At 75.2% G+C, this 21667-nt stretch carries 23 protein-coding genes; 12 read left to right on the top strand and 11 right to left on the bottom strand.

The window, feature by feature from the left end; genetic code table 11:
- Window positions 1–62 precede the first annotated feature (62 nt).
- Complete coding sequence (locus tag DMH08_RS25635) at window positions 63–977, bottom strand: alpha/beta hydrolase (protein ID WP_199748006.1); 915 nt, start codon at window positions 975–977, stop codon at window positions 63–65.
- A 45-nt stretch (window positions 978–1022) separates the two neighbouring features.
- Between DMH08_RS25635 and DMH08_RS25640 the strand changes: the two genes are divergently transcribed.
- Window positions 1023–1580, top strand: a complete 558-nt coding sequence (locus DMH08_RS25640) for a helix-turn-helix domain-containing protein (RefSeq protein WP_026404810.1) — start codon at window positions 1023–1025, stop codon at window positions 1578–1580.
- Between the two features lie 75 nt (window positions 1581–1655).
- Here the strand turns inward: DMH08_RS25640 and DMH08_RS25645 are convergent, their stop codons facing one another.
- Genes DMH08_RS25645 through mshA form a run of 3 tightly spaced genes read right to left on the bottom strand, consistent with a single transcriptional unit; the run spans window position 1656 to window position 4326 of the window.
- Window positions 1656–2513, bottom strand: a complete 858-nt coding sequence (locus DMH08_RS25645; RefSeq protein WP_034520416.1) for a phosphoglyceromutase — start codon at window positions 2511–2513, stop codon at window positions 1656–1658.
- Between the two features lie 26 nt (window positions 2514–2539).
- Window positions 2540–3031, bottom strand: a complete 492-nt coding sequence (locus DMH08_RS25650; protein ID WP_026404809.1) for a YbjN domain-containing protein — start codon at window positions 3029–3031, stop codon at window positions 2540–2542.
- A complete protein-coding gene (mshA, locus tag DMH08_RS25655) occupies window positions 3028–4326 on the bottom strand; it encodes a D-inositol-3-phosphate glycosyltransferase (protein WP_026404808.1) in 1299 nt (432 codons plus the stop codon). Before mshA ends, DMH08_RS25650 begins: the two co-directional genes overlap by 4 nt.
- 133 nt (window positions 4327–4459) lie before the next feature.
- Here mshA and DMH08_RS25660 point away from each other — a divergent pair, with 133 nt between their 5' ends.
- On the top strand, window positions 4460–5221 hold the full coding sequence (locus DMH08_RS25660) for an SDR family NAD(P)-dependent oxidoreductase (protein ID WP_026404807.1): 762 nt from the start codon (window positions 4460–4462) through the stop codon (window positions 5219–5221).
- Window positions 5222–5267: 46 nt separating this feature from the next.
- On the opposite strand, the gene DMH08_RS25665 is transcribed toward DMH08_RS25660, so the two are convergent.
- Window positions 5268–6092, bottom strand: a complete 825-nt coding sequence (locus DMH08_RS25665; RefSeq protein ID WP_125618302.1) for a class I SAM-dependent methyltransferase — start codon at window positions 6090–6092, stop codon at window positions 5268–5270.
- A 118-nt stretch (window positions 6093–6210) separates the two neighbouring features.
- Here DMH08_RS25665 and DMH08_RS25670 point away from each other — a divergent pair, with 118 nt between their 5' ends.
- The 3 genes from DMH08_RS25670 to DMH08_RS25680 all read left to right on the top strand — a co-directional run bounded on the left by DMH08_RS25670 (window position 6211) and on the right by DMH08_RS25680 (window position 9267).
- Entirely contained in the window at window positions 6211–7908 is a 1698-nt protein-coding gene (locus DMH08_RS25670) for an AMP-binding protein (RefSeq protein ID WP_125618304.1), read from the top strand.
- A 7-nt stretch (window positions 7909–7915) separates the two neighbouring features.
- Window positions 7916–8716, top strand: a complete 801-nt coding sequence (locus tag DMH08_RS25675) for a TIGR03084 family metal-binding protein (protein ID WP_125618306.1) — start codon at window positions 7916–7918, stop codon at window positions 8714–8716.
- Between the two features lie 86 nt (window positions 8717–8802).
- The gene (locus DMH08_RS25680) at window positions 8803–9267 is read left to right on the top strand and encodes a universal stress protein (protein WP_026404803.1); all 465 of its coding nucleotides are present in this window, start codon (window positions 8803–8805) and stop codon (window positions 9265–9267) included.
- On the opposite strand, the gene DMH08_RS25685 is transcribed toward DMH08_RS25680, so the two are convergent.
- Window positions 9264–9776: an O-acetyl-ADP-ribose deacetylase gene (locus tag DMH08_RS25685; RefSeq protein ID WP_026404802.1), complete on the bottom strand. Its 513-nt coding sequence runs from the start codon at window positions 9774–9776 to the stop codon at window positions 9264–9266. The two genes, DMH08_RS25680 and DMH08_RS25685, sit on opposite strands and share 4 nt — an antisense overlap.
- 269 nt (window positions 9777–10045) lie before the next feature.
- Here DMH08_RS25685 and DMH08_RS25690 point away from each other — a divergent pair, with 269 nt between their 5' ends.
- Complete coding sequence (locus DMH08_RS25690) at window positions 10046–10885, top strand: NAD-dependent epimerase/dehydratase family protein (protein ID WP_026404801.1); 840 nt, start codon at window positions 10046–10048, stop codon at window positions 10883–10885.
- 71 nt (window positions 10886–10956) lie between these two features.
- On the opposite strand, the gene DMH08_RS25695 is transcribed toward DMH08_RS25690, so the two are convergent.
- Window positions 10957–11721: a dioxygenase family protein gene (locus DMH08_RS25695; protein WP_026404800.1), complete on the bottom strand. Its 765-nt coding sequence runs from the start codon at window positions 11719–11721 to the stop codon at window positions 10957–10959.
- 91 nt (window positions 11722–11812) lie between these two features.
- On the opposite strand from DMH08_RS25695, the gene DMH08_RS25700 reads away from it, so the two are divergent.
- Window positions 11813–12301 (top strand): MarR family winged helix-turn-helix transcriptional regulator, encoded by a 489-nt coding sequence (locus DMH08_RS25700; protein WP_026404799.1) that lies wholly within the window; start codon window positions 11813–11815, stop codon window positions 12299–12301.
- Window positions 12302–12340: 39 nt separating this feature from the next.
- On the opposite strand, the gene DMH08_RS25705 is transcribed toward DMH08_RS25700, so the two are convergent.
- Genes DMH08_RS25705 through DMH08_RS25715 form a run of 3 tightly spaced genes read right to left on the bottom strand, consistent with a single transcriptional unit; the run spans window position 12341 to window position 15502 of the window.
- Window positions 12341–13456 (bottom strand): winged helix DNA-binding domain-containing protein, encoded by a 1116-nt coding sequence (locus tag DMH08_RS25705; RefSeq protein WP_125618308.1) that lies wholly within the window; start codon window positions 13454–13456, stop codon window positions 12341–12343.
- Window positions 13446–14090: a TetR/AcrR family transcriptional regulator gene (locus DMH08_RS25710; RefSeq protein WP_026404798.1), complete on the bottom strand. Its 645-nt coding sequence runs from the start codon at window positions 14088–14090 to the stop codon at window positions 13446–13448. The genes DMH08_RS25705 and DMH08_RS25710 overlap by 11 nt, the downstream gene beginning before the upstream one ends.
- Before the next feature lie 32 nt (window positions 14091–14122).
- On the bottom strand, window positions 14123–15502 hold the full coding sequence (locus tag DMH08_RS25715; protein ID WP_158642401.1) for an OmpA family protein: 1380 nt from the start codon (window positions 15500–15502) through the stop codon (window positions 14123–14125).
- Between the two features lie 426 nt (window positions 15503–15928).
- Between DMH08_RS25715 and DMH08_RS25720 the strand changes: the two genes are divergently transcribed.
- From DMH08_RS25720 to DMH08_RS25730, 3 genes are read left to right on the top strand one after another with little or no spacing between them, the layout of a single operon-like run.
- Entirely contained in the window at window positions 15929–16741 is an 813-nt protein-coding gene (locus DMH08_RS25720) for a class I SAM-dependent methyltransferase (RefSeq protein WP_125618312.1), read from the top strand.
- A complete protein-coding gene (locus DMH08_RS25725; protein ID WP_125618314.1) occupies window positions 16738–17703 on the top strand; it encodes a saccharopine dehydrogenase NADP-binding domain-containing protein in 966 nt (321 codons plus the stop codon). The genes DMH08_RS25720 and DMH08_RS25725 overlap by 4 nt, the downstream gene beginning before the upstream one ends.
- Window positions 17703–18326, top strand: a complete 624-nt coding sequence (locus DMH08_RS25730) for a TetR/AcrR family transcriptional regulator (RefSeq protein WP_026404795.1) — start codon at window positions 17703–17705, stop codon at window positions 18324–18326. The genes DMH08_RS25725 and DMH08_RS25730 overlap by 1 nt, the downstream gene beginning before the upstream one ends.
- Here the strand turns inward: DMH08_RS25730 and trpS are convergent.
- Complete coding sequence (gene trpS / locus DMH08_RS25735) at window positions 18323–19369, bottom strand: tryptophan--tRNA ligase (protein ID WP_125618316.1); 1047 nt, start codon at window positions 19367–19369, stop codon at window positions 18323–18325. The genes DMH08_RS25730 and trpS overlap by 4 nt on opposite strands.
- Window positions 19370–19600: 231 nt before the next feature.
- Between trpS and DMH08_RS25740 the strand changes: the two genes are divergently transcribed.
- Window positions 19601–20089, top strand: a complete 489-nt coding sequence (locus tag DMH08_RS25740; RefSeq protein ID WP_026404793.1) for a MarR family winged helix-turn-helix transcriptional regulator — start codon at window positions 19601–19603, stop codon at window positions 20087–20089.
- A gap of 74 nt (window positions 20090–20163) precedes the next feature.
- Window positions 20164–21627, top strand: a complete 1464-nt coding sequence (locus tag DMH08_RS25745; protein ID WP_051301295.1) for an MFS transporter — start codon at window positions 20164–20166, stop codon at window positions 21625–21627.
- Window positions 21628–21667: the final 40 nt, after the last annotated feature.

Raw genomic sequence — 21667 nt, forward strand, 5'->3', positions numbered from 1 at the left:
CGCTGTGGCCGACGACGCCGACGGCGCCGGCGCCACCCCCGGCGACTGGCGGACGGCCGGCTTCACCGGCAACCGCCGGGACGCCGCGGCGGTCGGTGCGCAGCATGGCGATGCCGTGCGCCGCGAGGGCGGCGGTAGGAGCGCAGGGACGGGCGGCCGCCGTCGCGGCGGAGGACGTGGGTGAGGCAGGAGACGCGGTGGACCTCGGTCTCGCCGGGCACGAGCCGCCGGATGACGTCCAGGTCGGCCGGGTCGACCTGGAGGTCCTTGTCGCCGGTGACGGCCAGCACCGGGGCCCGCACGGCCGCGAGGTCGTCGCGGGTGTCGTGGGCGAGGTTCTCGCGCATCCAGCGGGCGTTGAGCGGGAGCCCGGCGACGCGCGCCGCGTCCGTCCGGGTGGCCTTGACGCGCGCGAGGAGCCGCTCGCCGGCGGCGCCCAGCGGCCGCCGCAGCGCCCGGACGGGCGCGGGCAGGCTCTCCAGGACGGAGCGGGCCTGCCAGCGGAGCGCGTCCTCGCCCGTCCGGGCGTATCCGGCGAGCAGGACCGCGGCGGCCACGTCGTCGCGGGCGGCGAGGGCCATGGCGTGCAGGGCCCCCTCGCTGTGGCCGACGACGCCGACGGCGCCGGGCCGGACGTCGGGGTGCGCGGCCAGCGCGCGCAGCGCGGCCGCGGCGTCCCGGCGGTTGCCGGTGAAGCCGGCCGTCCGCCAGTCGCCGGGGGTGGCGCCGGCGCCGCGGCGGTCGGTGCGCAGCATGGCGATGCCGTGCGCCGCGAGGGCGGCGGCCAGCGGGCGGCCGAGGTTCACGGGCAGCTTGGGGGTGTCGCCGTTCCGGTCGAGCGGGCCGGAACCGTGCAGGAGCAGGACGGCCGGGTGCGGGCCGGGGCCGTCCGGGAGCGTCAGCGTGCCGGCCAGCCGAATCCCGTCGTCGGCGGTGACCGTCATGTCGGTGTCGGGCACGGGGGGTTCGCCTCTCATTGTTATCAACGCTGAGAATGTTATCAGGTATGAGACCATAGAGGCATGGCGAACGCGAACCTGCTCCTCCACCCCGTCCGGCTGCGGATCCTGCAGACCGTGGTGGGCGCGGAGGAGATGACCACCGCTCAACTGCGAGAACGGCTGCCGGACGTGTCCCCCGCGTCCATGTACCGGCATGTGGCGACGCTCACACAGGCCGGGATACTGGAGGTGGTCCGGGAGCGCCCCGTGCGGGGCACGGTCGAGCGCAGCTACCGCGTGCGGCAGGACGCGGCGCTCGTCGACGCCGCCGCCCGCGAGTCGATGACCAAGGAGGACCACCGGCAGGCGTTCGCCGTCTTCACCAGCGCCGTCCTGGCCGACTTCGAGCGGTACCTGGCGCGCGACGACGCCGACCCGCCCCGCGAGAACGTCCTGTACCGGCAGGGCGCGGTGTGGGTGACCGACGAGGAGTTCACCGCGCTGGTCGAGGAGATCGAGGCGGCCGTCGCCCGCCGCACGCACACCGCGCCCGGCGACGGCCGGACCCGCCACCTGCTCAGCCTCGTCTTCGTCCCCGACAAGACCGGAGCCCCGGACGGCGCGGAGGACGCGGGCTGAGCCGCGGCCTCGGGAAACGGAAACGCCCGCGCCGTACGGCGCGGGCGGACCGCAGGGTCGTGCTGCTGCCGGGCCTTACTTGCGGCGGCCGCGGCGGGGCTTGTCCTTGGCGTCCTTGCCGGACGGCTTCGCGTCCTTCGCCTTCGCGGGGGCCGGGGCCTTCGGGGCGCCCTTGCCGGCGGCGGACTTCCCGGCGCCCTGGTTCTTGACGGCCTCGATGGCGGCCTTCGCGGCGGCCGGGTCGAGGTACTCGCCGCCGCGCTTGAGCGGGGCGAAGTCGTCGTCGAGCTCGTAGACGAGCGGGATCCCGGTCGGGATGTTGAGGCCGACGATGTCGTCGTCGGAGATGTCGTCGAGGTGCTTGACGAGGGCGCGCAGGGAGTTGCCGTGCGCGGCGACCATGACGGTCTTCCCGGCGGCGAGGTCGGGGACGATCGCGTCGTACCAGTACGGCAGCATGCGGTCGATGACGTCGGCGAGGCACTCGCTGCGCGGGATCAGCTCGGACGGCAGCTCGGCGTAGCGGAGGTCGTTGACCTGCGACAGCGGGTCGTCGTCCTTGATCGGCGGCGGCGGGGTGTCGTAGGAGCGGCGCCAGGTCATGAACTTCTCTTCGCCGTACTGCTCCCGCGTCTGGGCCTTGTTCTTGCCCTGCAGGGCGCCGTAGTGGCGCTCGTTGAGGCGCCAGGAGCGGCGGACGGGGATCCACAGCAGGTCGGCCACGTCGAGCGCGATGTTGGCGGTGCGGATGGCGCGCTTGAGCAGCGACGTGTGCACGACGTCGGGGGTGATGTCCGCGTCGAGGAGGAGGTCCCCGCCGCGGGTGGCCTCGCTCTCGCCCTTCGCCGACAGGTCCACGTCCACCCAGCCGGTGAACAGGCCCTCGGCGTTCCAGACGCTTTCACCGTGCCGGAGCAATACCAGGGTCGCCATGGTGCAGAGCTTATCCAGCCGCTGGTTCAGTCACGATTCGCCGGGTCCGCGAACGACGCGAACGCCCGGAGGTTGGCGAGGCTCTCGCCGCGCTTGACGCGCCAGTCCCACTCGCGCTGGATGGACGTCTTGAACCCGCGTTCGAGGGCCTTGTCGAAGTTCTCGTCCGAGTAGGTGAGGACGCAGCCGAGGAGCCGGTCGATCTCGTCCGGGCTGATCGACGCGAGCGAGAGCCGCCCGACGAGGTGGACGTCGCCGACGTCGTCGAGCGCGAAGGAGACCCCGTACATGCGGCCGTTCTTCTCGAGGAGGAACCGGTAGAACTCGGCGTGGTTCTCGTCGGGGCGGCGGCAGAAGAACGCCTCGACGTGCAGGCTGTGGTCCCCGACGATGAGCCAGGTCATGGTGGCGAGCTTGCGCTTGCCGGGCAGCTTGACGAAGAAGGCGTCCGCGCGCGGCTCGTCGAACTCGAGCTCGGCGTCGCGCAGGGTCTGCCGGATGGTCTCGACGGGGTTCATGCGGTCACCTGCGGGACGAGTGCGGACGGACGGGCCATGGCACCGGTATACACGTCCAGGAGGGCGTCGACGGTGGCGTCCCACCCGAAGGCGCGGGCGTGCCGGACGGCGCCGCGGGCGAGGCGGGCGTGCGCGGCGGGGTCCTCGAGGCGGCGCAGGACGGCCGCGTAGTCGGCGGGGTCGTGCCCGGGGACCAGCACGCCGGACTCGCCGTCGGCGACGGCGGTGCAGAGGCCGCCGACGCGGGACGCGACGACGGGCGTGCCGCACGCCTGGGACTCGACGGCGACGAGGCCGAACGACTCGGAGTGCGAGGGGACGACGGTGACGTCGGCGGCCCGGTACCAGTCGGCGAGCTCCGCCTGGGGGGCGGGCGGCTCGAAGCGGACGACGTCGGCGATGCCGAGTTCGGCGGCGAGCGACTGGAGGCCCTCGGGGCGGCAGCGGGCGGATCCGGAGGGGCCGCCGACGACGGCGACGACGAGCCGGGACCGCAGCGACGGGTCGTCGGCGAGCATCCGGGCGGCGGCGCGCAGCAGGACGTCGGGCGCCTTGAGCGGCTGGATGCGGCCGACGAACAGCAGGACGTAGGCGTCGCGGGGCAGGCCGAGGCGGCGGCGGGCCGGTCCGCCGCGCCGGGCGCGCGACCCGGGCGGGAGCGGCTCGGGGCGGAACAGGTCGAGGTCGGCGCCGGGGCGGACGGTCGCGACGCGCGCGGGGTCGGCGCCGTAGAGGTCGATGAGCTCGCGCGCCTCCTTGCCGGTGTTGGCGACGAGCTGGTCGGCGGACGCGACGACCTGCTCCTCGCCGAGGACGCGCGCGTCCGGTTCGGGCTTGTCGCCGTCGGCGAGGGCCGCGTTCTTGACCTTGGCCATCGTGTGCATGGAGTGGACGAGCGGGACGCCCCAGCGGTGCTTGGCGGCGTCCCCGGCCTGCCCGGACAGCCAGTAGTGGGTGTGCAGGAGGTCGTAGTGGCCGGGGTCGTGGGCGGCCTCGACGCGCAGGACACCGGAGGTGAAGCCGCACAGGTGCCGGGCGAGGTCGGTCTTGTCGAGCTCCTCGAAGGGGCCGGCGACGATGTGCCGGACGAGGACGCCGGGCGCGAGTTCGGCGACGGGCGGCAGGGCCCGCGACGTGGCGCGGGTGAAGATGTCGACCTCGACGCCGCGTTCGGCGAGCCGTTTGGCGGTCTCGACGATGTAGACGTTCATGCCGCCGGCGTCGCCGGTCCCCGGCTGATCCAGAGGGGACGTATGAAGACTTATCGTCGCAACCCGGTTGATACGACGCGGCACCGGACACCACCTCCGGTAGTGCAACCTATCCACCGCGCCCGGTGTTCCCCGAAGATGGTCTTCAATTGCGACAATCCCCGACAGTGATCGACCTCACCGGCATCCGCCGCCGATCGCCTGGGAGGCTGGACGCATGCGGAGAACGGCGGTAGTGACCGGAGCGAGCAGCGGCATCGGGGCCGCCACGGCCAGGCGGCTGGCGGCGGAGGGGTTCAACGTCGTCCTGGCGGCGCGGCGCCGCGACCGGCTCGACGAGCTGGCGAAGGACATCGCCGCGACCGTGCCCGGGGCGGCGAAGATCGTGCCGATCACCCTCGACGTGACGTCGCAGGAGTCGGTGGACGCGCTCGCCGCGGCGGTCGGCGGCTGCCACGTGCTCGTGAACAACGCGGGCGGCGCGGTCGGGCTCGACAGCGTGGCGGACGCGGACGTCGACGACTGGCGCACGATGTACGAGACGAACGTGCTGGGGCTCGTCCGGGTCACCAAGGCGCTGCTCCCGAAGCTGATCGAGAGCGGCGCGGGGCACGTCGTGAACGTCACGTCGCTGGCGGGGCACGTGGCGTACGAGGGCGGCGCGGGGTACAACGCGGCGAAGTTCGGCGCCTACGCGGTGAACGAGGTCATGCGGCTGGAGCTGGTCGCGGAGCCCGTGCGGGTCACCGAGGTCGCGCCGGGACTGGTGAAGACCGAGGAGTTCTCGCTGGTCCGGTTCAAGGGCGACGCGGAGAAGGCCGAGAAGCCGTACGAGGGCGTGCCGGAGCCGCTCGTGGCCGAGGACGTCGCCGACTGCGTCGCCTGGGCGGTCACGCGTCCCCCGCACGTGAACATCGACCGGATCGACGTGCAGCCGCGCGTCCAGGCCGCGCCGTACAAGCTGCACCGCGAGGGCTGAACCCGCTGCGGGCGGCGCGCGGCGCGCCGGGCGCCGTCCCGTCCGGTCAGGGCGCGACGGCCGTCCAGGGGAGGGTGACCTCGCCGAGGCGCCAGCGCCGGCGGCCCCCGTAGGGCGGTGCGGTCAGCACGGGGTACGCCTCCGCGAGCAGCCGCACCGCCTCGACCCAGCGGGCGCGGGGCCCGAACGCAGAGTGCGGCGCGGCGGTCGCCCAGGCCCGGTCGAACGCGGTGAGCAGCGCGTGGACGGGCTCGCCGGGGACGTTCCGGTGGATGAGCGTCTTCGGGAGCCGTTCGGCGAGGGACGACGGGCGGTCCAGGGTCGGCAGGTGCGCGGCGAACGTGACGGTGCGGGGCCCGTCCCGGTCGAGGGCGACCCAGACGGCGCGGCGCCCGGTCTCCGAGCAGGTGCCCTCGACGAGGACGCCGCGGGGCGCGAGCCGGTCGCGCAGGTCGTCCCAGGCGCGCCACGCGGCGGGCTCGTCGTACTGGCGCAGGACGTTGAGGGCGCGGACGAGGACGGGCGGGCGGGGCACCGGCAGCTCGAAGCCGCCGCGCCGGAACGTCAGGCCCTCGTGCGGGCCGGTGGCGGCGAGGAAGGCGAGCCCGGCGGCGACCCGGTCGGGTTCGATCTCGATGCCGACGACGTCCAGGCGGGGCGCGACGGCGCGGAGCCGCGTGTAGAGCTCGAACGCGGTCACGGGCGACGCGCCGTAGCCGAGGTCGACGGCGAGCGGCCGGACGGCCGTGCCGTCGTACTGGCGGAGGGCGGGCCGCTGGGTGGCGGCGATCCACCGGTCGACGCGGCGGAGCCGGTTGGGCGCGGTGGTGCCGCGGGTCACCTCCCCCTGCGGCTTCTGCGGTCGGACCATCGGGACATCGTCTCGCGGCCGCGGCGCACCCTCCCCCGGCCACCCTGCCGAATGAGATTCGGTAAGCATTGGGTTACGGTGATCCCGGGTGCCCCACGACCATCCCGGAGGACCGCCGATGCCCCAGCCCGACGCGCCGCGCGCCGACGCGCCCCAGCCCGACGCGCCTCAGCCCGACGCGCCCCAGCTCGACCTGGCGACCCTGCACGAGGCCGTCGCCGCCGCGGTCCCCGACCGCGAGTGCCTGGTCTGGCGCGACCGCCGGATGACCTGGCGCGAGGTCACCGACCGGACGCGGCGGCTCGCGAACGTCCTGCGCGCGCACGGGCTCGGCCGCCGGGAGGGGACGCACGAGCCGTGGGAGTCGCCGCACGACCACCTCGCGCTGTACCTGCACAACGGCCCCGAGTACCTGGAGGGCCTGGTCGGCGCGCACAAGGCCCGCGTCGCGCCGTTCAACGTCAACTACCGGTACGTGGACGACGAACTGGCGCAGCTTTTCGGCGACGCGCGCCCCCGCGCGATCCTGTACCACGCGCGGTTCGCGGGGCAGGTCGAGCGGGTCGTGAAGCGGCTGGACACCGACCCGCTGCTGCTCCAGGTCGCGGACGACTCGGGCACCCCGCTCGCGCCGGGCGCGCTCGACTACGAGGAGGCGCTCGCCGCCGCGTCCGCCGAGCCGCCCGCCGGCGTCCGGCCGTCGCCGGACGACCTGCAGATCCTCTACACGGGCGGCACGACGGGCCTGCCTAAGGGCGTGCTGTGGCGGGTCGGCGACCTGGTGCACGGCCCGTTCCAGGTGCGCCGCCGGGACGGGTCGCCGATCACCGACGTCGACGAGGTGGTGGCGCGGGCCGTCCGGGGCGAGCACCGGGTCCTCGTGGCGCCGCCGATGATGCACGGCGGCGGGACCTGGTCGGCGCTCGGCGGCTGGTGCGGCGGCGCGTGCGTGATCTTCCCGCACCGGGTGGACGGGCTGGACGCCGACGACCTGATGGACACCGCCGAGCGGGAGCGCGCCACCCGGATGCCGATCGTCGGGGACGCGTTCGCGCGCCCGATCGTCGAGGCGCTGGAGCGCCGCCCGCGCGACCTGTCGTCCCTGCGGACGCTGCTGAACTCGGCGGCGGGGATCAGCCCGGGCGTCAAGCGGCGGCTGCTGGACCTGGTCCCGGGGGCGCGGCTGCTGGACATCCTCGGGTCCTCCGAGAGCGGCTTCTCGGTGACCCGGCTGGGCACCGACGCCCGGTTCCTGCTCCAGTCGGGCGCGGCCGTCCTCAGCGCGGACCGGACGCGCCGCCTCGCGCCCGGCGAGGACGAGATGGGCTGGCTCGCCAAGGGCGGCGGCTCGATCCCGCTCGGCTACCTCAACGCCCCGGAGAAGACCGCCGCGACGTTCCTGACCGTGGACGGCGACCGGCTCGTCGTGCCGGGCGACCGGGCGCGGCTGCTCGCGGACGGGACGGTCGAGGTGCACGGCCGGGACGCCACCACGATCAACACCGGCGGCGAGAAGGTGTTCGCGGAGGAGGTCGAGACGGTGCTGCGCGGCCTGCCGGGCGTCGCGGACGCGCTGGTGCTGGGCCGGCCGAGCGAGCGGTGGGGCAGCGAGATCGTCGCGGTGCTCGGCCCGGCGGACGCCCCGGACGACGCGGCGCTGCGGGACGGCTGCGCCGCGCACCTCGCCCGCTACAAGATCCCGAAGGCGTTCGTGCGCACCGGGCGGACGCTGCGGCTGCCGAACGGCAAGGCCGACTACGCGCTGGCGCGGGAGCTGGTGGAGGCCCTCGACGGGACGGCCGGGACCGGGGAATAGTGGCGGAATGCCCGACCTGAACGCGCTGCTCGCCGACCTGACCGCCGAGAACGACTCGCTGGACGCGCTCGTCGCGCCGCTGCCCGCCGCGCGGTGGGCCGACCCGACGCCCGCCGCGGGCTGGACGGTCGCCCACCAGATCGCGCACCTGGCGTGGACGGACGACCAGGCGGTCGTCGCGGCGGCGGACCCCGGCGCGTTCCCCGCGCTGCTGGAGCGCGCGGCGGCCGACGGGCCCGCGTTCGTCGAGGCGGGCGCCGCCGCGGGCGCCGCCGAGGACCCGGCGGCGCTGCTCGCCCGCTGGCGGGACGGCCGCCGCCGGATGCGCGCGGCGCTCGCCGCCGTCCCGCCGGGCACGAAGCTGCCGTGGTTCGGGCCGCCGATGAGCGCGGCGTCCATGGCGACGGCCCGGCTGATGGAGACGTGGGCGCACGGCGAGGACGTCGCGGCGGCGCTCGGCGTCCGCCGCGCGCCCACGCACCGGCTCCGGCACGTCGCGCACATCGGCGTCCGGGCACGCGACTTCGCGTTCGGCAACCGCGGCCTGACCCCGCCCGCCGAGCAGTTCCGGGTGGAGCTGACCGGGCCGTCCGGCGAGGTGTGGACCTGGGGGCCGGAGGGCGCGCGGCAGACCGTCACGGGCCCGGCGCTGGACTTCTGCCTGCTGGTGACCCGGCGGCGGCACCGCGACGACCTCGCCGTGGCGGCGGACGGGCCGGACGCGGACCGCTGGCTCGGCATCGCGCAGGCGTTCGCGGGCGCGCCCGGCGCGGACCCGGAGCCGGCGGGGGCGGCCGGGGCCGGCTGAGGCCGCCCGAGAGAGCCCGCCCGAGAGCCCGCCCACTTCCGCCGCCGGAGGCGTTCGGAACCGCTTCCTGCGGATACGTGGAGGGCATGACCGTTCTCATCGCCTTCGACGGCTCGGACGACTCGCGCGCCGCCGTCGAGTACGCCGCGCGGCACCTCCGGCCCGCCCCGACCGTGGTCCTCTCCGTCTGGGAGCCGCTGGTCTCGCAGATCTCCTGGGCGCCGATCGCCGCCGCCGCGCCGGTCATCATGCAGACCGGCGGCGGCCGCAACGAGTTCGAGGAGCAGCAGGAGGCCGAACTGCTCGCCCTGAAGGGCGCCGAGTTCGCCGCCGCAGCGGGCCTCACCGACGTGGCGCCGCGCGCCGAGCGCAGCGGCGGCCCGATCTGGGCGGCGATCGTGGACGTCGCCGACGAGCTCGACGCGTCCCTCGTCGTCACCGGGTCGCGGGGGCTGTCGAAGGCCCGGTCGGTCCTGCTCGGCAGCACCTCGACGCAGGTCCTGCACCACGTGCGGCGGCCCGTCCTCATCGTGCCGCCCGCGAAGACCTAGGACGCGGCGAGCGCGCGGGCGAACACCGCGTACGCGTCCGGGGTGAACAGGACGAACCGGACGTCGGTGACCTGCGTGGGCGTGTTCCGCACGGTCCCGACCGCGATGCGCGCGGCGTCGTCCATCGGCCAGCCGTAGACGCCCGCCGACACCGCGGGGAACGCGACGGACGCGGCGCCCAGCTCGTCGGCGACCCGCAGCGACTCGCGGTAGCAGGAGGCGAGCCGCCCGCTGCGGTCCTCGGCGGCGGAGTACACGGGCCCGACCGTGTGGATCACCCAGCGGGCGGGCAGCCGCCCCGCGGTGGTCGCAACGGCCTGGCCTGTGGGGAGCCCGCCGCCGTAGTGGGAGGCGCGCAGCCGGCGGCACTCGTCCAGGATCTCCGGGCCGCCCCGGCGGTGGATCGCCCCGTCGACGCCGCCCCCGCCGAGCAGCGACGAGTTCGCCGCGTTCACCACCGCGTCGACGCGCTCCTCGGTGATGTCCCCCAGCACCAGAGTGATCTCCATGCCCGCCGCGCCCTCCGCTCTGCGAATCCCGCCGGAACAGAAGAATTCTCCCCCGCCCGGTGCGCGAAACGCGCCGGAGCGCCCCGCGGCGGTACCCTCGGTGGCGGACGGGCAACGGGGGCGGAACCGCCCGTCCGTCCCCGCATCCGGCCCCGCGCTCGGGCGAGGCCGGCGCGTCCGCCGCCGAGGTGGGCGTGACCTGGGAAGAGAGTCTGCCTATCCTGCCGTGATACGACCCGCAATGGCGTGAAGCCGTGGAGGTTACCCCCTTGAAGATTCTCCTCGCCGGAGCGACCGGAGTCATCGGCCGCCGGCTGATCCCGCTGCTCGTCCAGGCGGGCCACGAGGTCGCAGGGACGACGCGCCACTCCGAGCGCACCGGGTCGATCGCCGACCTGGGCGCGACGCCGGTCGTGATGGACGCGCTGGACGCCGGCTCGGTGCGCGACGCGGTGGCGTCCGCGCGTCCGGACGTGGTGATGCACCAGCTCACGGACCTGTCCGCCGAGAACTTCGAGGCGAACTCGCACCTGCGGATCGAGGGCACCCGCAACCTGGTGGACGCCGCGCTCGACGCGGACGTGGAGACCATGATCGCGCAGAGCATCGCCTGGCTGTACGTGCCGGGCGACGAGCCCGCCGTCGAGAGCGACGAGCTGAACGCGAAGCTGCCGCCCTACTCGGGGATCGCCGCGCTGGAGAAGGCCGTCGGCGAGATGCCCCACGGCGTCGTGCTGCGGTACGGCGCGCTGTACGGGCCCGGCACCTGGTACGCCCCGGACGGCGCCATCGCCGCGCGGGTGAAGGCCGGGAACATGCGGCCGAACCCGGCGTGGACGTCGTTCGTGCACGCCGACGACGCCGCCGCGGCCGCGCTCGCCGCGCTCGACTGGCCCGCCGGGGCGGTCAACATCGTCGACGACGAGCCCGCGACGACGAACGAGTGGCTGCCGGTCTTCACCGCCGCCCTCGGCGCCCCGACCCCGCGCGGTGCGCGGCACGCCGCCGCGACGGGCCGCCCGGTGTCCAACGCGAAGGCGCGGAAGCTCGGCTGGAAGCCGCGGGTGGCGTCGTGGCGGACCGGGTTCGCGGAGATGGGCGGCAGCTGACCCGCCCGTTCCCGTCGTTTCCGGACGGAACGTGACAACTCACGGCGCGGGGGCGGTGCGCCGGCACGCCCTCAGCCGAACTGGAACGAGCGCTTCGCGAGGCCGAACCAGTAGCCGTCGATGACGGACCGGCGCGCCGCGCCGTCGCCGTCCGCGTCCGCGCCGAGCGCCACGAACAGCGGCGCGAAGTGCTCGGTGCGCGGGTGCGCGACGCGCGCCGCCGGGGCCTTGGCGCGGAAGTCCAGCAGCGCGTCCACGTCGCCGCCGGCGACGGCCGCGTCCGTCCAGGCGTCGAACTCGGCCGACCAGGCGGGCGGCGCGGCGTCCGCGGCCGGGCGCAGCTCCCGCAGGTTGTGGGTGGTGAAGCCGCTGCCGACGATCAGGACGCCCTGGTCGCGCAGCGGCGCGAGCGTGCGGCCGACCTCGAACAGCCGCGCGGGGTCGAGCGTCGGCATGGACATCTGCACCACGGGGACGTCCGCGTCGGGGTACATCTCCACGAGCGGGACGTACGCGCCGTGGTCGAGGCCGCGCTCGTCGTCCTGGCGCGTTCCGGGCAGCAGGGCGCGGACGGCGCCGGCCAGTTCGGTGGCCGGGGGCGCGTCGTAGCGGACGCGGTAGTACCGCTCGGGGAACCCCCAGAAGTCGTACACGAGCGGGACGGGGCGGGTCGCGCTCAGCGTCGCCGGCGCCTCCTCCCAGTGCGCCGACACCATCAGGACGGCCTTCGGCTTCGGCAGTCCGGCGGACCAGCGGGCGAGTTCGTCCGTCCAGACGGGGTCGTCGGCCAGCGGCGGGGCGCCGTGGCTGAGGTACAAAACGGGCATCCGGGTCATAGCGTCCTCCTTAAGCTAGTAGTTCAAATCTAAACGAAAAAGATTGAACGCTCAAGTCTTGAGTCTTCAACAACTCGCTTAGACTGGAGGCATGGCAGAACCCCGGTGGCTCGACGACGACGAGCAGGAGACCTGGCGCGCGTTCGTGTGGACGTCGCGGCTGCTCAACGAGGCCCTGGACCGCCAACTCCAGCGCGACTCGGGGATGCCGCACGCCTACTACATGATCCTCGCGATGCTTTCGGAGTCCCCCGGGCGCGCCCGCACGATGTCCGAACTCGCCGAGATCGTCCGCTCGTCCCCAAGCCGCCTCTCGCACGCCGTCAACCGGCTGGAGGCGGCCGGCTGGGTGCGCCGCACCAAGCACCCCACCGACCGCCGCACCACGATCGCCGAACTCACCGACGCGGGCCACGACGTGCTCGTCGAGGCCGCGCCCGGCCACGTGGCCGAGGTCCGGCGGCACCTGTTCGACCCGCTGACCCGCGACCAGATGCTCCGGTTCCGCGAGTCGCTGCACACGCTGCTGGAGTCGCTCGACCCGCACCGCGAGGCGCCCTGCGCCCGCGGCGACGGCTGACGGGCGGCCCCGGCGGCGCCTCCGGTCCGCCCCCGGGTCTCAGCCCGCGAACGCGACCGTGTGCGCCTTCGCGTCCGGGTGGACCGCCGCGAGCAGCCGCAGGCCCTCCTCCTCCAGGGCCGCCCGCTCCGGTCCCGGAACCGGGGCGAACGGTGCGATCCGCAGCGTCGCCTCGCCCCGCCGCTTCTCCGCCTTCCACATGCCGTGCACGAACCCGTCCACGAGAAAGGTCGCCCGGATGATCCCGTTCACCGTGAAGATCCGCTTGCGGTCCTCCGCGGAGACGATCCGGTCCCGGTCGGCGTGCGCGAGGGTCAGGTTGTCGAACTCCGGGACGAACCGGACGGGCGCGGGCTCGTCCGGTCCCGGCCGCGGGGCCTCCGGCAGGTCGTAGAGGACGCGCCGCCGCTCGTCCCGGAACCGCACGAGCTTCGGCTCCAGCCGCTCCACGGCCTCGCGGAGCCCCGACAGGCCCGACCACTGCTGGACGTCCTGCACGCTCGCCGGCCCGAACGCCCCGAGGTACCGCAGGACCAGCTCGTCGAGCGACGGCTCCGCGTCCGGGCCCGCGCCGAGCCACGCGTCGAGCGTGGTGTGCCGGGCCGTCCCCGCCTTCCCCCACAGGCCGCGCGGCGGCACCTGCACCAGCGGCAGGACGCACCGGACGCCCCAGACGAGCAGCGCCGGGTCGTGCTCCGGCCACCGCTCGGCCAGCAGGGTCCGCAGCTCCGCGTCCGAGCGCGGCTCCTCCTCGATCAGCGCCCGCGCGGCGGCCACGACCGCCGGCAGGTCGACGCCGTCCAGTCCCCGGCCCGCCGGACCGGCCAGCATCCGGTCCTGGACCGCCTGGGTCAGCGGGCGCAGGACGCGCGCGTCCCGGGCGCTGACCAGGTGCAGGGTGCCGCGCATGAGGACGATCCGCAGCGCCCGCCGCTCGGTCAGCAGCCGGGACGCCGCGGCGAAGTCGAACCCCTCCAGCCTGCTCCACAGCCCGATGTACGGCGGGTTCGGCGCCTGCGCCTGCATCCCGACGAGCCGCTCGATCGCCTCCAGCGCCCCCACCGGCTCCCGCCGCAGCAGCATCTGGCGGGCGAGCAGCGCCCGGTTCAGCTCCCGCTTCCCGAGCACCCGCTCCGGACCCCGTTCAGTCGTCATAGCGCCCCCGCAGCTCCTGCCACCCGGGGGGCGGGCCCGGCAGTTCCGCCGCGCCCGCCAGGTGCAGGCCGTCCAGCATGAGGGCGAGGTACCGGTGCTGGAGCCGGTTCGTGCGGGCGTCGTCGCCGAGCCGGATGGCGTGCAGGTGCTCCAGGATGACCGACACGTCGCCGACCGCGATCCCGGGCCGCAGCGCCCCGGCCCGCTTCGTCCGCTCCAGGAGCCGCTCGGTGGCCTCGTGCAGCGCCCGCCCCTTGCTCGACATCTCCTCGGTGACCTCGAAGTCCCCGGCGAGCCGCAGCGTCAGCGAGCCGGCGCCGATGTCCAGGCACCGGCGCATGAACCCGGCGAACGCCTCCCACGGGTCGCCGTCGTCGGCGAGGGCCCGCTCGACCTCGGCGAGGTAGCGGTCCATGCCCTCGTCGGCGAGGTGCCGGAGCAGCGCCTCCTTGCTCCGGTACCGGCGGTAGAGGGCGCTGATCCCCACCCCGGCGTGCTCCGCCACCGCGGAGATCGGCGCGCCCGGGTCCGCCGTGAACACCGCGCGCGCCGCCTCCCGGATCAGTTCGTCGTTGCGGGCCGCCTGCGCCTTGCGCCCGCTCAGGGGCGCCGCTGCCGTGCTCTCCCTCTCCATCCCTCCATCGTACTGGAACGAACCATTCCGTTCTACTTTCCGACCGGGACGTCCGCGACGGGCGCGAACCCCGGAACGCGGACGGTCGCCTTCCCGATGCCGTCCGGGATCCGGAACGTCGTCCAGAACGTCAGCCGCTTCCCGGGCGCGACGTGGTAGCGGGAGTCCGGGCCGAACCCCGCGAAGTCGGGGCTGCCGACGACGCTCCGGTCCGCGGCGCGCAGCGACCGCACCGTCCGGTCCCCCGCCCGGAGCGTCACGCCGCTGGTCCCGGAGCCGACGTACAGGCCGTCCAGGTCGGCCGTGCGCGCCGGGTCGAACGCGGCGGCGCGGTCCTCGTTGACGATCGTGAACACCAGCGTCGCGAAGCCGGACGGCGCCCGGGTCAGCGCGTTCACCTCGACGCGGGCGTCCTTGACGCTCGCGCCGGGCGCGTCGTCCACGGTCGCCGGGTCGGCATCGGCGCGCCCCAGCACCGGGTGCGGCCAGTGCGGCGCCGCACCGCCCGCCGGGCCCGCCGCCGGGCCGCCCCCCGGGGACGCCGGCGCGGACGCCCGGGCCGACGGGGCGGGCGCGGGCGGCGCGGGACGCGCGAACGTCACCGTGACGCGCCGGTTCTTGCTCCGGCCGCCCTCCGTCTCGTTCGACGCGACCGGGTCGCCCGACCCGTGCCCGCGTGCCCGGAACGCCACCCCGTTGCGGGTGACCAGGTCGCCGAGGGCCGCCTCGACCGCCTCGGCGCGGCGGCGGGAGAGCGGTTCGTTGATCGCGTCGTTCCCGGTGTCGTCGGTGTGCCCGTCGACCTCGATCTCGGTGTCGGCCGACCGGTCGATGTCGGCGGCGACCGACCGCAGCCGCTCGCGCGCGTCCGCGCCCAGGTCGGCGCTGTCGGTGGCGAACAGCACGTCGGCGGCGAGCCGGACCCGCAGGTTCTCGCCGTCGTCGTCCCGCGCCGCCGCCTCCTGCTCGACCGTCGCCAGGACGGGCAGGACGAGCGGCGGCCCGGTCTCCTCCGCGCTCGGGTCGACCGGCCCCTGCGGTTCGTCGAACGTGTAGGCGCGGGCGTCCACGTCGGTGATCGGGACGTTCAGGAACGGCGGTGCGTGCGGGAACAGGACGCCCATGCTGCGGACGTCCTCGGGCGGCGCGGGGAACGCCGCGGCCAGCTCCCGGCTCTCGCCCGCCCGCACCGGCTCGGGGAAGGGGTGGTACCGGGTGCACAGGCACTGGCCGTCGGCGCGGTTGAGCGGGAAATGCTGCCTGGAGTTCCGTTCGTCCAGCAGGGAGACGGCCGATATCGCATTCGTGTCGACCGACCCCGGGCGTTCGCGATTGCGTTCGCCGTTCCCGGACAGCGACGTCATGATCGGGTAGTCCTCGCCGCTCTCGTTCGTCAGGCGGAACCGCGCCACGACGGCCTTGCCCGCGACCCGCTCCAGCGCGAGTAGTTCGACCCGCCCCTGCCGTCCCCACGCGGAGTATCGGGCGGCCAGAACCCCGTCCGCCAGGGAAGCCGCCGGGGCCGGCGACTCCGTTCCCCCGCTTTCCGGTCCGCTGTTTCCGCTGCTGCATCCGGCGATTGCGAGGGCCGGGGCGAGTGCGAACACAACGGCGGGGGAGCGACCCTGGAAGGGACGACCGAAAAGCATGGGGTCTCCTTGGAGCCGGGCGAGGAGTGGAAGCAGTGGAAGCAGTGGCCCGAAATTAGCGCATTCATGGATTTCCGGGCCGCACCCCGTCCGGCCGTCCGGAGGAGGAGGACGGGGTTGACGGCGGGCAGGGCCCCGCCTCATGATGAACACCTGTTCATGAACGTGTGTTCATAACGAGGGAGCGGTATGGAGATCGTCAACACGCACCAGGCCGAGGCGTGGAACGGGTACGAGGGCACGCACTGGGCCGACCACCACGCCCGGTACGACGCGGTGAACAGCGGCTTCAACGCGCACCTGCTGGACGCCGCCGCGATCGGCCCGCGCGACCGCGTGCTCGACATCGGCTGCGGCAACGGGCAGGCCACCCGGCTCGCGGCGGAGCGGGCGCGCCTCGGCGCGGCGACCGGCGTCGACCTGTCGGCGCCGATGCTCGCCCGCGCGCGGAGCCTCGCCGCGCAGGAGGGCGTCGGGAACGTCCGGTTCGAGCGGGGCGACGCGCAGCTGTACCCGTTCCCGGACGGCGGGTTCGACGTCGCGATCAGCCGGTTCGGGGTCATGTTCTTCGCCGACCCCGTCGCCGCGTTCGGCAACGTGCGGCGCGCGCTGGCGGCGGAGAGCGGGCGGGTCGCGTTCCTGGTCATGGCGCCGCCCGAGGAGAACGACCTCGGCACGGTGCTCGCCGCGCTTCCCGCGCTCCCGCGGCCCGCGATCGGGCACGACGGGCCGCTGTCCCTGGCCGACCCCGGCCGCGCCGCCGCCATCCTCGGCGCCGCCGGGTTCCGCGCAGCGGCGTCCCGGACCGTCGAGGCCGAGCAGGTGTGGGGGCGGGACGCCGCCGACGCCGCCGCGTTCCTCGCCGCCTGGGGGCCGATCCGCCACAACTACGGCGCGGGCGACGAGGTGGTCGCGACGATCGCCGGCGCGCTGCGCCCGTTCGAGCGGGACGGCGCCGTCCGGCTGCGCAGCACGGCCCGGCTGATCACGGCGCGCGCGTGAGGCGGGTCGCGGTCCTCGGCGGCTACGGGGCGGTCGGCCGGGAGGTCGTCGCGGGCCTGCGCGGCCGCGTGCCCGAGATCGTCGTCGCGGGCCGGGACCTCGCGAAGGCCCGGTCGGTCCCCGGGACGATCCCGCTGCGCGTCGACCTCCGGGACCCGCCCGACGCACCGCCCGACGCACCGCCCGACGCGCCGTTCGCCGCGGTCCTGGACGCCGACGCCGTCGTCATGTGCGCCGAACGGGCGAACGCGCGGGTCGCGCGGGCGTGCGCGGAACGCGGCGTCCACTACGTCGACGTGTCGGCGTCCCGCGAGATCCTGCGGGAGATCGAGGGGCTCGACGGGGTCGCGGCAGCGCACGGCGCGTCGGTGGTCGTCGGCGTGGGGGTCGCGCCCGGCGTCACGAACCTGCTCGCGCACCGGTTCGCCGGGTCCGGACGGCCCGTCGACATCGGCGTCCTGCTCGGCGCGGGCGAGCGGCACGGGCCGGGCGCCGTCGCGTGGACGCTCGACGCGCTCGGCGCCCTCCGCGAGCTGGACGAGTCGTGGACGATGCGGTTCCCGCCGCCGTTCGGGACGCGCCGCGTGCACCGCTTCCCGTTCCCCGACCCGGCCGCGGCGTCCGGGCGGGTCCGCACCGGCCTGGCCCTCGACTCCCGCGCCGCGACCGCGCTCCTCCCCCGCGCCGCCCGCTTCCGGGACGCGCGGTGGCTGCGGGCCGCCGCGCACCGGGTCCACGTCGGCGGGGACGGCTTCGCGGTGGCCGCCGCGTCCGGCGGGCGGGTCGCCGCGCTGTCCGGGCGGCGGCAGAGCCGGGCGTCCGGGCTGGTGGCGGCGCTGGCCGTGCGGCGGCTGGACGGGGCGCCGCGCGGCGTGCGGCACCTGGAGGCCGCGGTCGGGGCGGACTTCCTGGACGACCTGGCGGCCCACGGGTTCGCGCTGCACGCATACGATGCCGCCTGATGTCACCACGTAAAGCGGCGGCGCTGCGGGACGGCGACCGGACCCTGCGCGAGCACCTGATCGCCACCGCCGACCGCATGATGTCCGAGCGCGGCGCGGCGGGCCTGACCGTCCGGGCGATCGCGCGTGCGGCGGGGGTGGCCGACGGCGTCCTCTACAACCACTTCGACGGCAAGGAGGAGCTGCTGGCCCTCGCCCTGCACGCGCGGGTGCGGCGGGTCGAGCGGGAGCTGGGGCCGCCGCCCGAGCCGGGCGCCGGGACGCTCGCCGCGAACCTGCGCGCGCACGTCGAGCACGGGCTCGCGCTGCACCGCGCGCTGCTGCCCGCGCTCGCCGGGCTGACCGCGCAGCCCGACGTGCTCGCCCGGTTCGCGGCGGCGCACGAACCGGGCGACACGTGGCGCGACCGCCTGCACGACTACCTGCGGGCCGAGCGCGACCTCGGCCGGATCGCCGCGGACGCGTCCCCGGCCGCCGCCGCGTCGATGATCGTCGGGGTGTGCCACGAGGCCGTCCTGTCGGCGCTGCTGGGCGCGCGCGAGCCGTCCCCGGTGCCGGTGGACGAGGTCGTCGCGTCCGTCCTGCACGGCATCGCCCCGCGCGCGCCGCGCGGCGGGCGCTAGGCCACCATCGCCATCGCCTCCCTGACCTCGGTGAGGGTCCGGGCGGCGACGGCGCGGGCGCGCTCGTTCCCCTCGGCGAGGACGCGGCGCAGGTACGCCGGGTCGGCGGCGAGGTCGGCGCGGCGGGCGCGGATCGGCCGCAGGAACTCGTTCACCGACTCGATGGCGGTCTTCTTCAGCGCCGCGGCGCCGCCGTCGCCGACGTCCGCGGCCACGGCGTGCGGGTCGCGGCCCTGGCAGAGCGCGGCGAGGAGGACGAGGTTGGACACCCCGGGGCGGGCGTCCGGCTCGTAGGTGATGCGCCGGTCGGCGTCGGTCACCGCCCGCCGGAGCAGCCGGGCGGTGTCGTCCGGCGTCGCGGACAGGGCGATCGCGTTGCCGCGGCTCTTGCTCATCTTCCGCCCGTCCGTGCCGAGCAGGTTCGGGGCGTCCGACAGCAGCGCGTCCGGGACGGGGAAGACGGGCCCGTAGCGCTCGTTGAAGCGGCGCGCGACCGTCCGGGCGATCTCCTGGTGCGGGAGCTGGTCCTTGCCGACGGGCACGAGGTCGGCCTTGCAGAACAGGATGTCGGCGGCCTGGTGCACCGGGTAGGTGAACATGAGCCCGCTCACCGCCGCCTGCGACGACGCCGCGATCTCGTCCTTCACGGTCGGGTTGCGGCGCAGCTCCGCGACCGACACCAGGGACAGGAACGGCAGCATGAGCTGGTTCAGCTCGGGGACGGCGCTGTGCCGGAAGACCGTCGCGCGGGCGGGGTCGATCCCGGCGGCGAGGTAGTCGGCGGCGAGGCCGAGGGCGTGCTCGGGGAGCCGCTCGGCGACGTCCCGGTCGGTGAGCACCTGGTAGTCGGCGATGAGGACGAACACGTCGACGCCGAGGCGCTGCAGGCGCACCCGGTTGGCGAGGGTGCCGAAGTAGTGGCCGAGGTGCAGGGGTCCGGTGGGGCGGTCTCCGGTGAGGACGCGGAACGCCGCGGGGTCGGCGGCGACGCGCTCCTCGAGGTCGCGGGTGCGCCGCTCGGCGGCTTCGACGACGGGGTCCATGGGCGTGTCTCCTTCTCCGGCCGCCTCCGCGTCGCGGCCCCGCGCCGGGGAAAGGAGAAGGGCCGTCCGGCGGGACGGCCCTGTGCGTTCGTGATCGCGTGATCGTGCGGCCGTCCTAGGACGGCCACCAGCCGAGGCACGCGGTGCGCTGCATGTCCGCCACAGTACCCCGCCGGAGAAGCAGACGCCGCCAGATAATCCGCTACGGGACGAAATGGGTACGCTGGCGGCATGACCGCACTCGCACCGTCCAGCACCGAGACCGACCTGTCCTACCTCCTCGACCACACCGGCCTCGCGCTCAAGAGCCGGATGTCGGCGGCGCTCGCCGAGATCGGGCTGACGCCGCGCATGCACTGCGTCCTCGTGCACGCCCTGGAGGAGGAGCGGACGCAGATCCAGCTCGCCGAGATCGGCGACATGGACAAGACGACGATGGTCGTCACCGTGGACGCCCTGGAGAAGGCGGGGCTCGCCGAGCGGCGGCCGTCCACGCGGGACCGGCGCGCGCGGATCATCGCGGTCACCGAGAAGGGCGCGCGGGTCGCGGCGGAGAGCCAGCGGGTCGTCGACCGGGTGCACGGCGACGCGCTCGGCACGCTCCCGCCGGACGAGCGGGACGTGCTCGTCCGCGCACTGGAACGCCTGGTCACCGGGCATCTCGCGCGCCCCGTGGAGAGCCCGCAGCCGGTCCGGCGGGCCCGGGAGCGGAACAAATAGTCCGCCAATAGATCGTCTCTAACAAAACTATCTGCTAGCGTCTCACCCATCGACCCCACCGATGGGAGAGACCCGTGACCTCTGTCCTCCGAGCGCGCGGCACCGCGCTCGGCGTGCTGTCCGCCACGATGCTGATGACCGTCCTCGACGGCTCCATCGTCACCGTGGCGCTGCCCGCCATCCAGCACGACCTCGGCTTCTCCGCCACCGGCCTCAGCTGGACCGTCAACGCCTACCTCATCGCGTTCGGCGGCCTCCTGCTGCTCGCCGGACGGCTCGGCGACCTCGTCGGCCGCAAGACGATGTTCCTCGCCGGGAACGCCGTCTTCACCGCCGCGTCGCTGCTCGCGGGCGCCGCCACCGGCCCCGCCGTCCTCATCGCCGCCCGCTTCCTCCAGGGCGTCGGCAGCGCGATGGCCGCCGCGGTCGTCCTCGGCATCCTCGTCACCCTCTACACCGAACCCGCCGAACGCGCCCGCGCCATCGGCGTCTTCGCCTTCACCGGCGCCGCCGGGGCGTCCGTCGGGCAGGTGCTCGGCGGCGTCCTCACCGACGCCCTGAACTGGCACTGGATCTTCCTCATCAACCTGCCGATCGGCGTCGCCACGATCCTGCTCGCGCTGCCCGCCCTCCCCCGCGACCGCGGCACCGGCCTCGCCGCGGGCGCCGACGCCGCCGGCGCGGTGCTCGTCACGTCCGGGCTGATGCTCGGCATCTACACCGTCGTGAAGATCGAGCAGTACGGCGTCGGCTCCGCCCGCACGCTCGGCCTCGGCGCCCTGTCGGCCGCGCTGCTCGCGGGCTTCTTCGTCCGGCAGGCGAAGGCCGCGACCCCGCTCATGCCGCTGCGGATGCTGCGCTCCCGCACCGCCGCCGGCGCCTACGTCACCCAGATCCTCGTGTTCTCCGGGATGTTCTCGTTCCAGGTCATGGTCGCCCTCTACATGCAGAAGGTCCTCGGCTACGGCGCCCTGGAGACCGGCCTGGCGATGCTCCCCGCCGCCGTCGCCATCGGGACGATCTCGCTGTTCGGCTACGCCCGGCTCGCCCGCCGGTTCGGGGAGCGCGCCGTCCTGCTCACCGGCCTCGTCATGCTCGCCGCCGCGCTCGCCCTGCTCGTCCGCGTCCCGGTGCACGCCGCGTACGCCGCCGACCTGCTCCCGCCCATGCTGCTGATCGCCGGCGGCGGGCTCGTCATGCCCGCGCTGACCGGGCTCGCGATGTCCGGCGCCCGCCCCGAGGACGCGGGCCTGGCGTCCGGCCTGTTCAACACCACCCAGCAGATCGGGATGGCGGTCGGCGTCGCCGTGCTGTCCACCCTCGCCGCCGCCCGCACCGACGCCCTGCTCGCCGCCGGGGACACCGCCGCGACCGCGCTGACCGGCGGCTACCGGCTCGCCTTCGGCGTCGCCGCCGCCCTGCTCGCCGCCGCGTTCGCCGTCGCCGTCACCGTCCTGCGCGCCCCGAAGGCCGGCCCGGACGCCCCCGCGGCCGCGGGCACGGACGCCGAGCCGTCCGCCCCGACCCTCGCCCTCTGATGACCTCCGGCCACCGGCCGGCACCGATCGACAAGGAGCA

It is taken from the genome of Actinomadura sp. WAC 06369 (assembly GCF_003947565.1).
Classification (GTDB): Bacteria; Actinomycetota; Actinomycetes; order Streptosporangiales; family Streptosporangiaceae; genus Spirillospora; species Spirillospora rifamycini.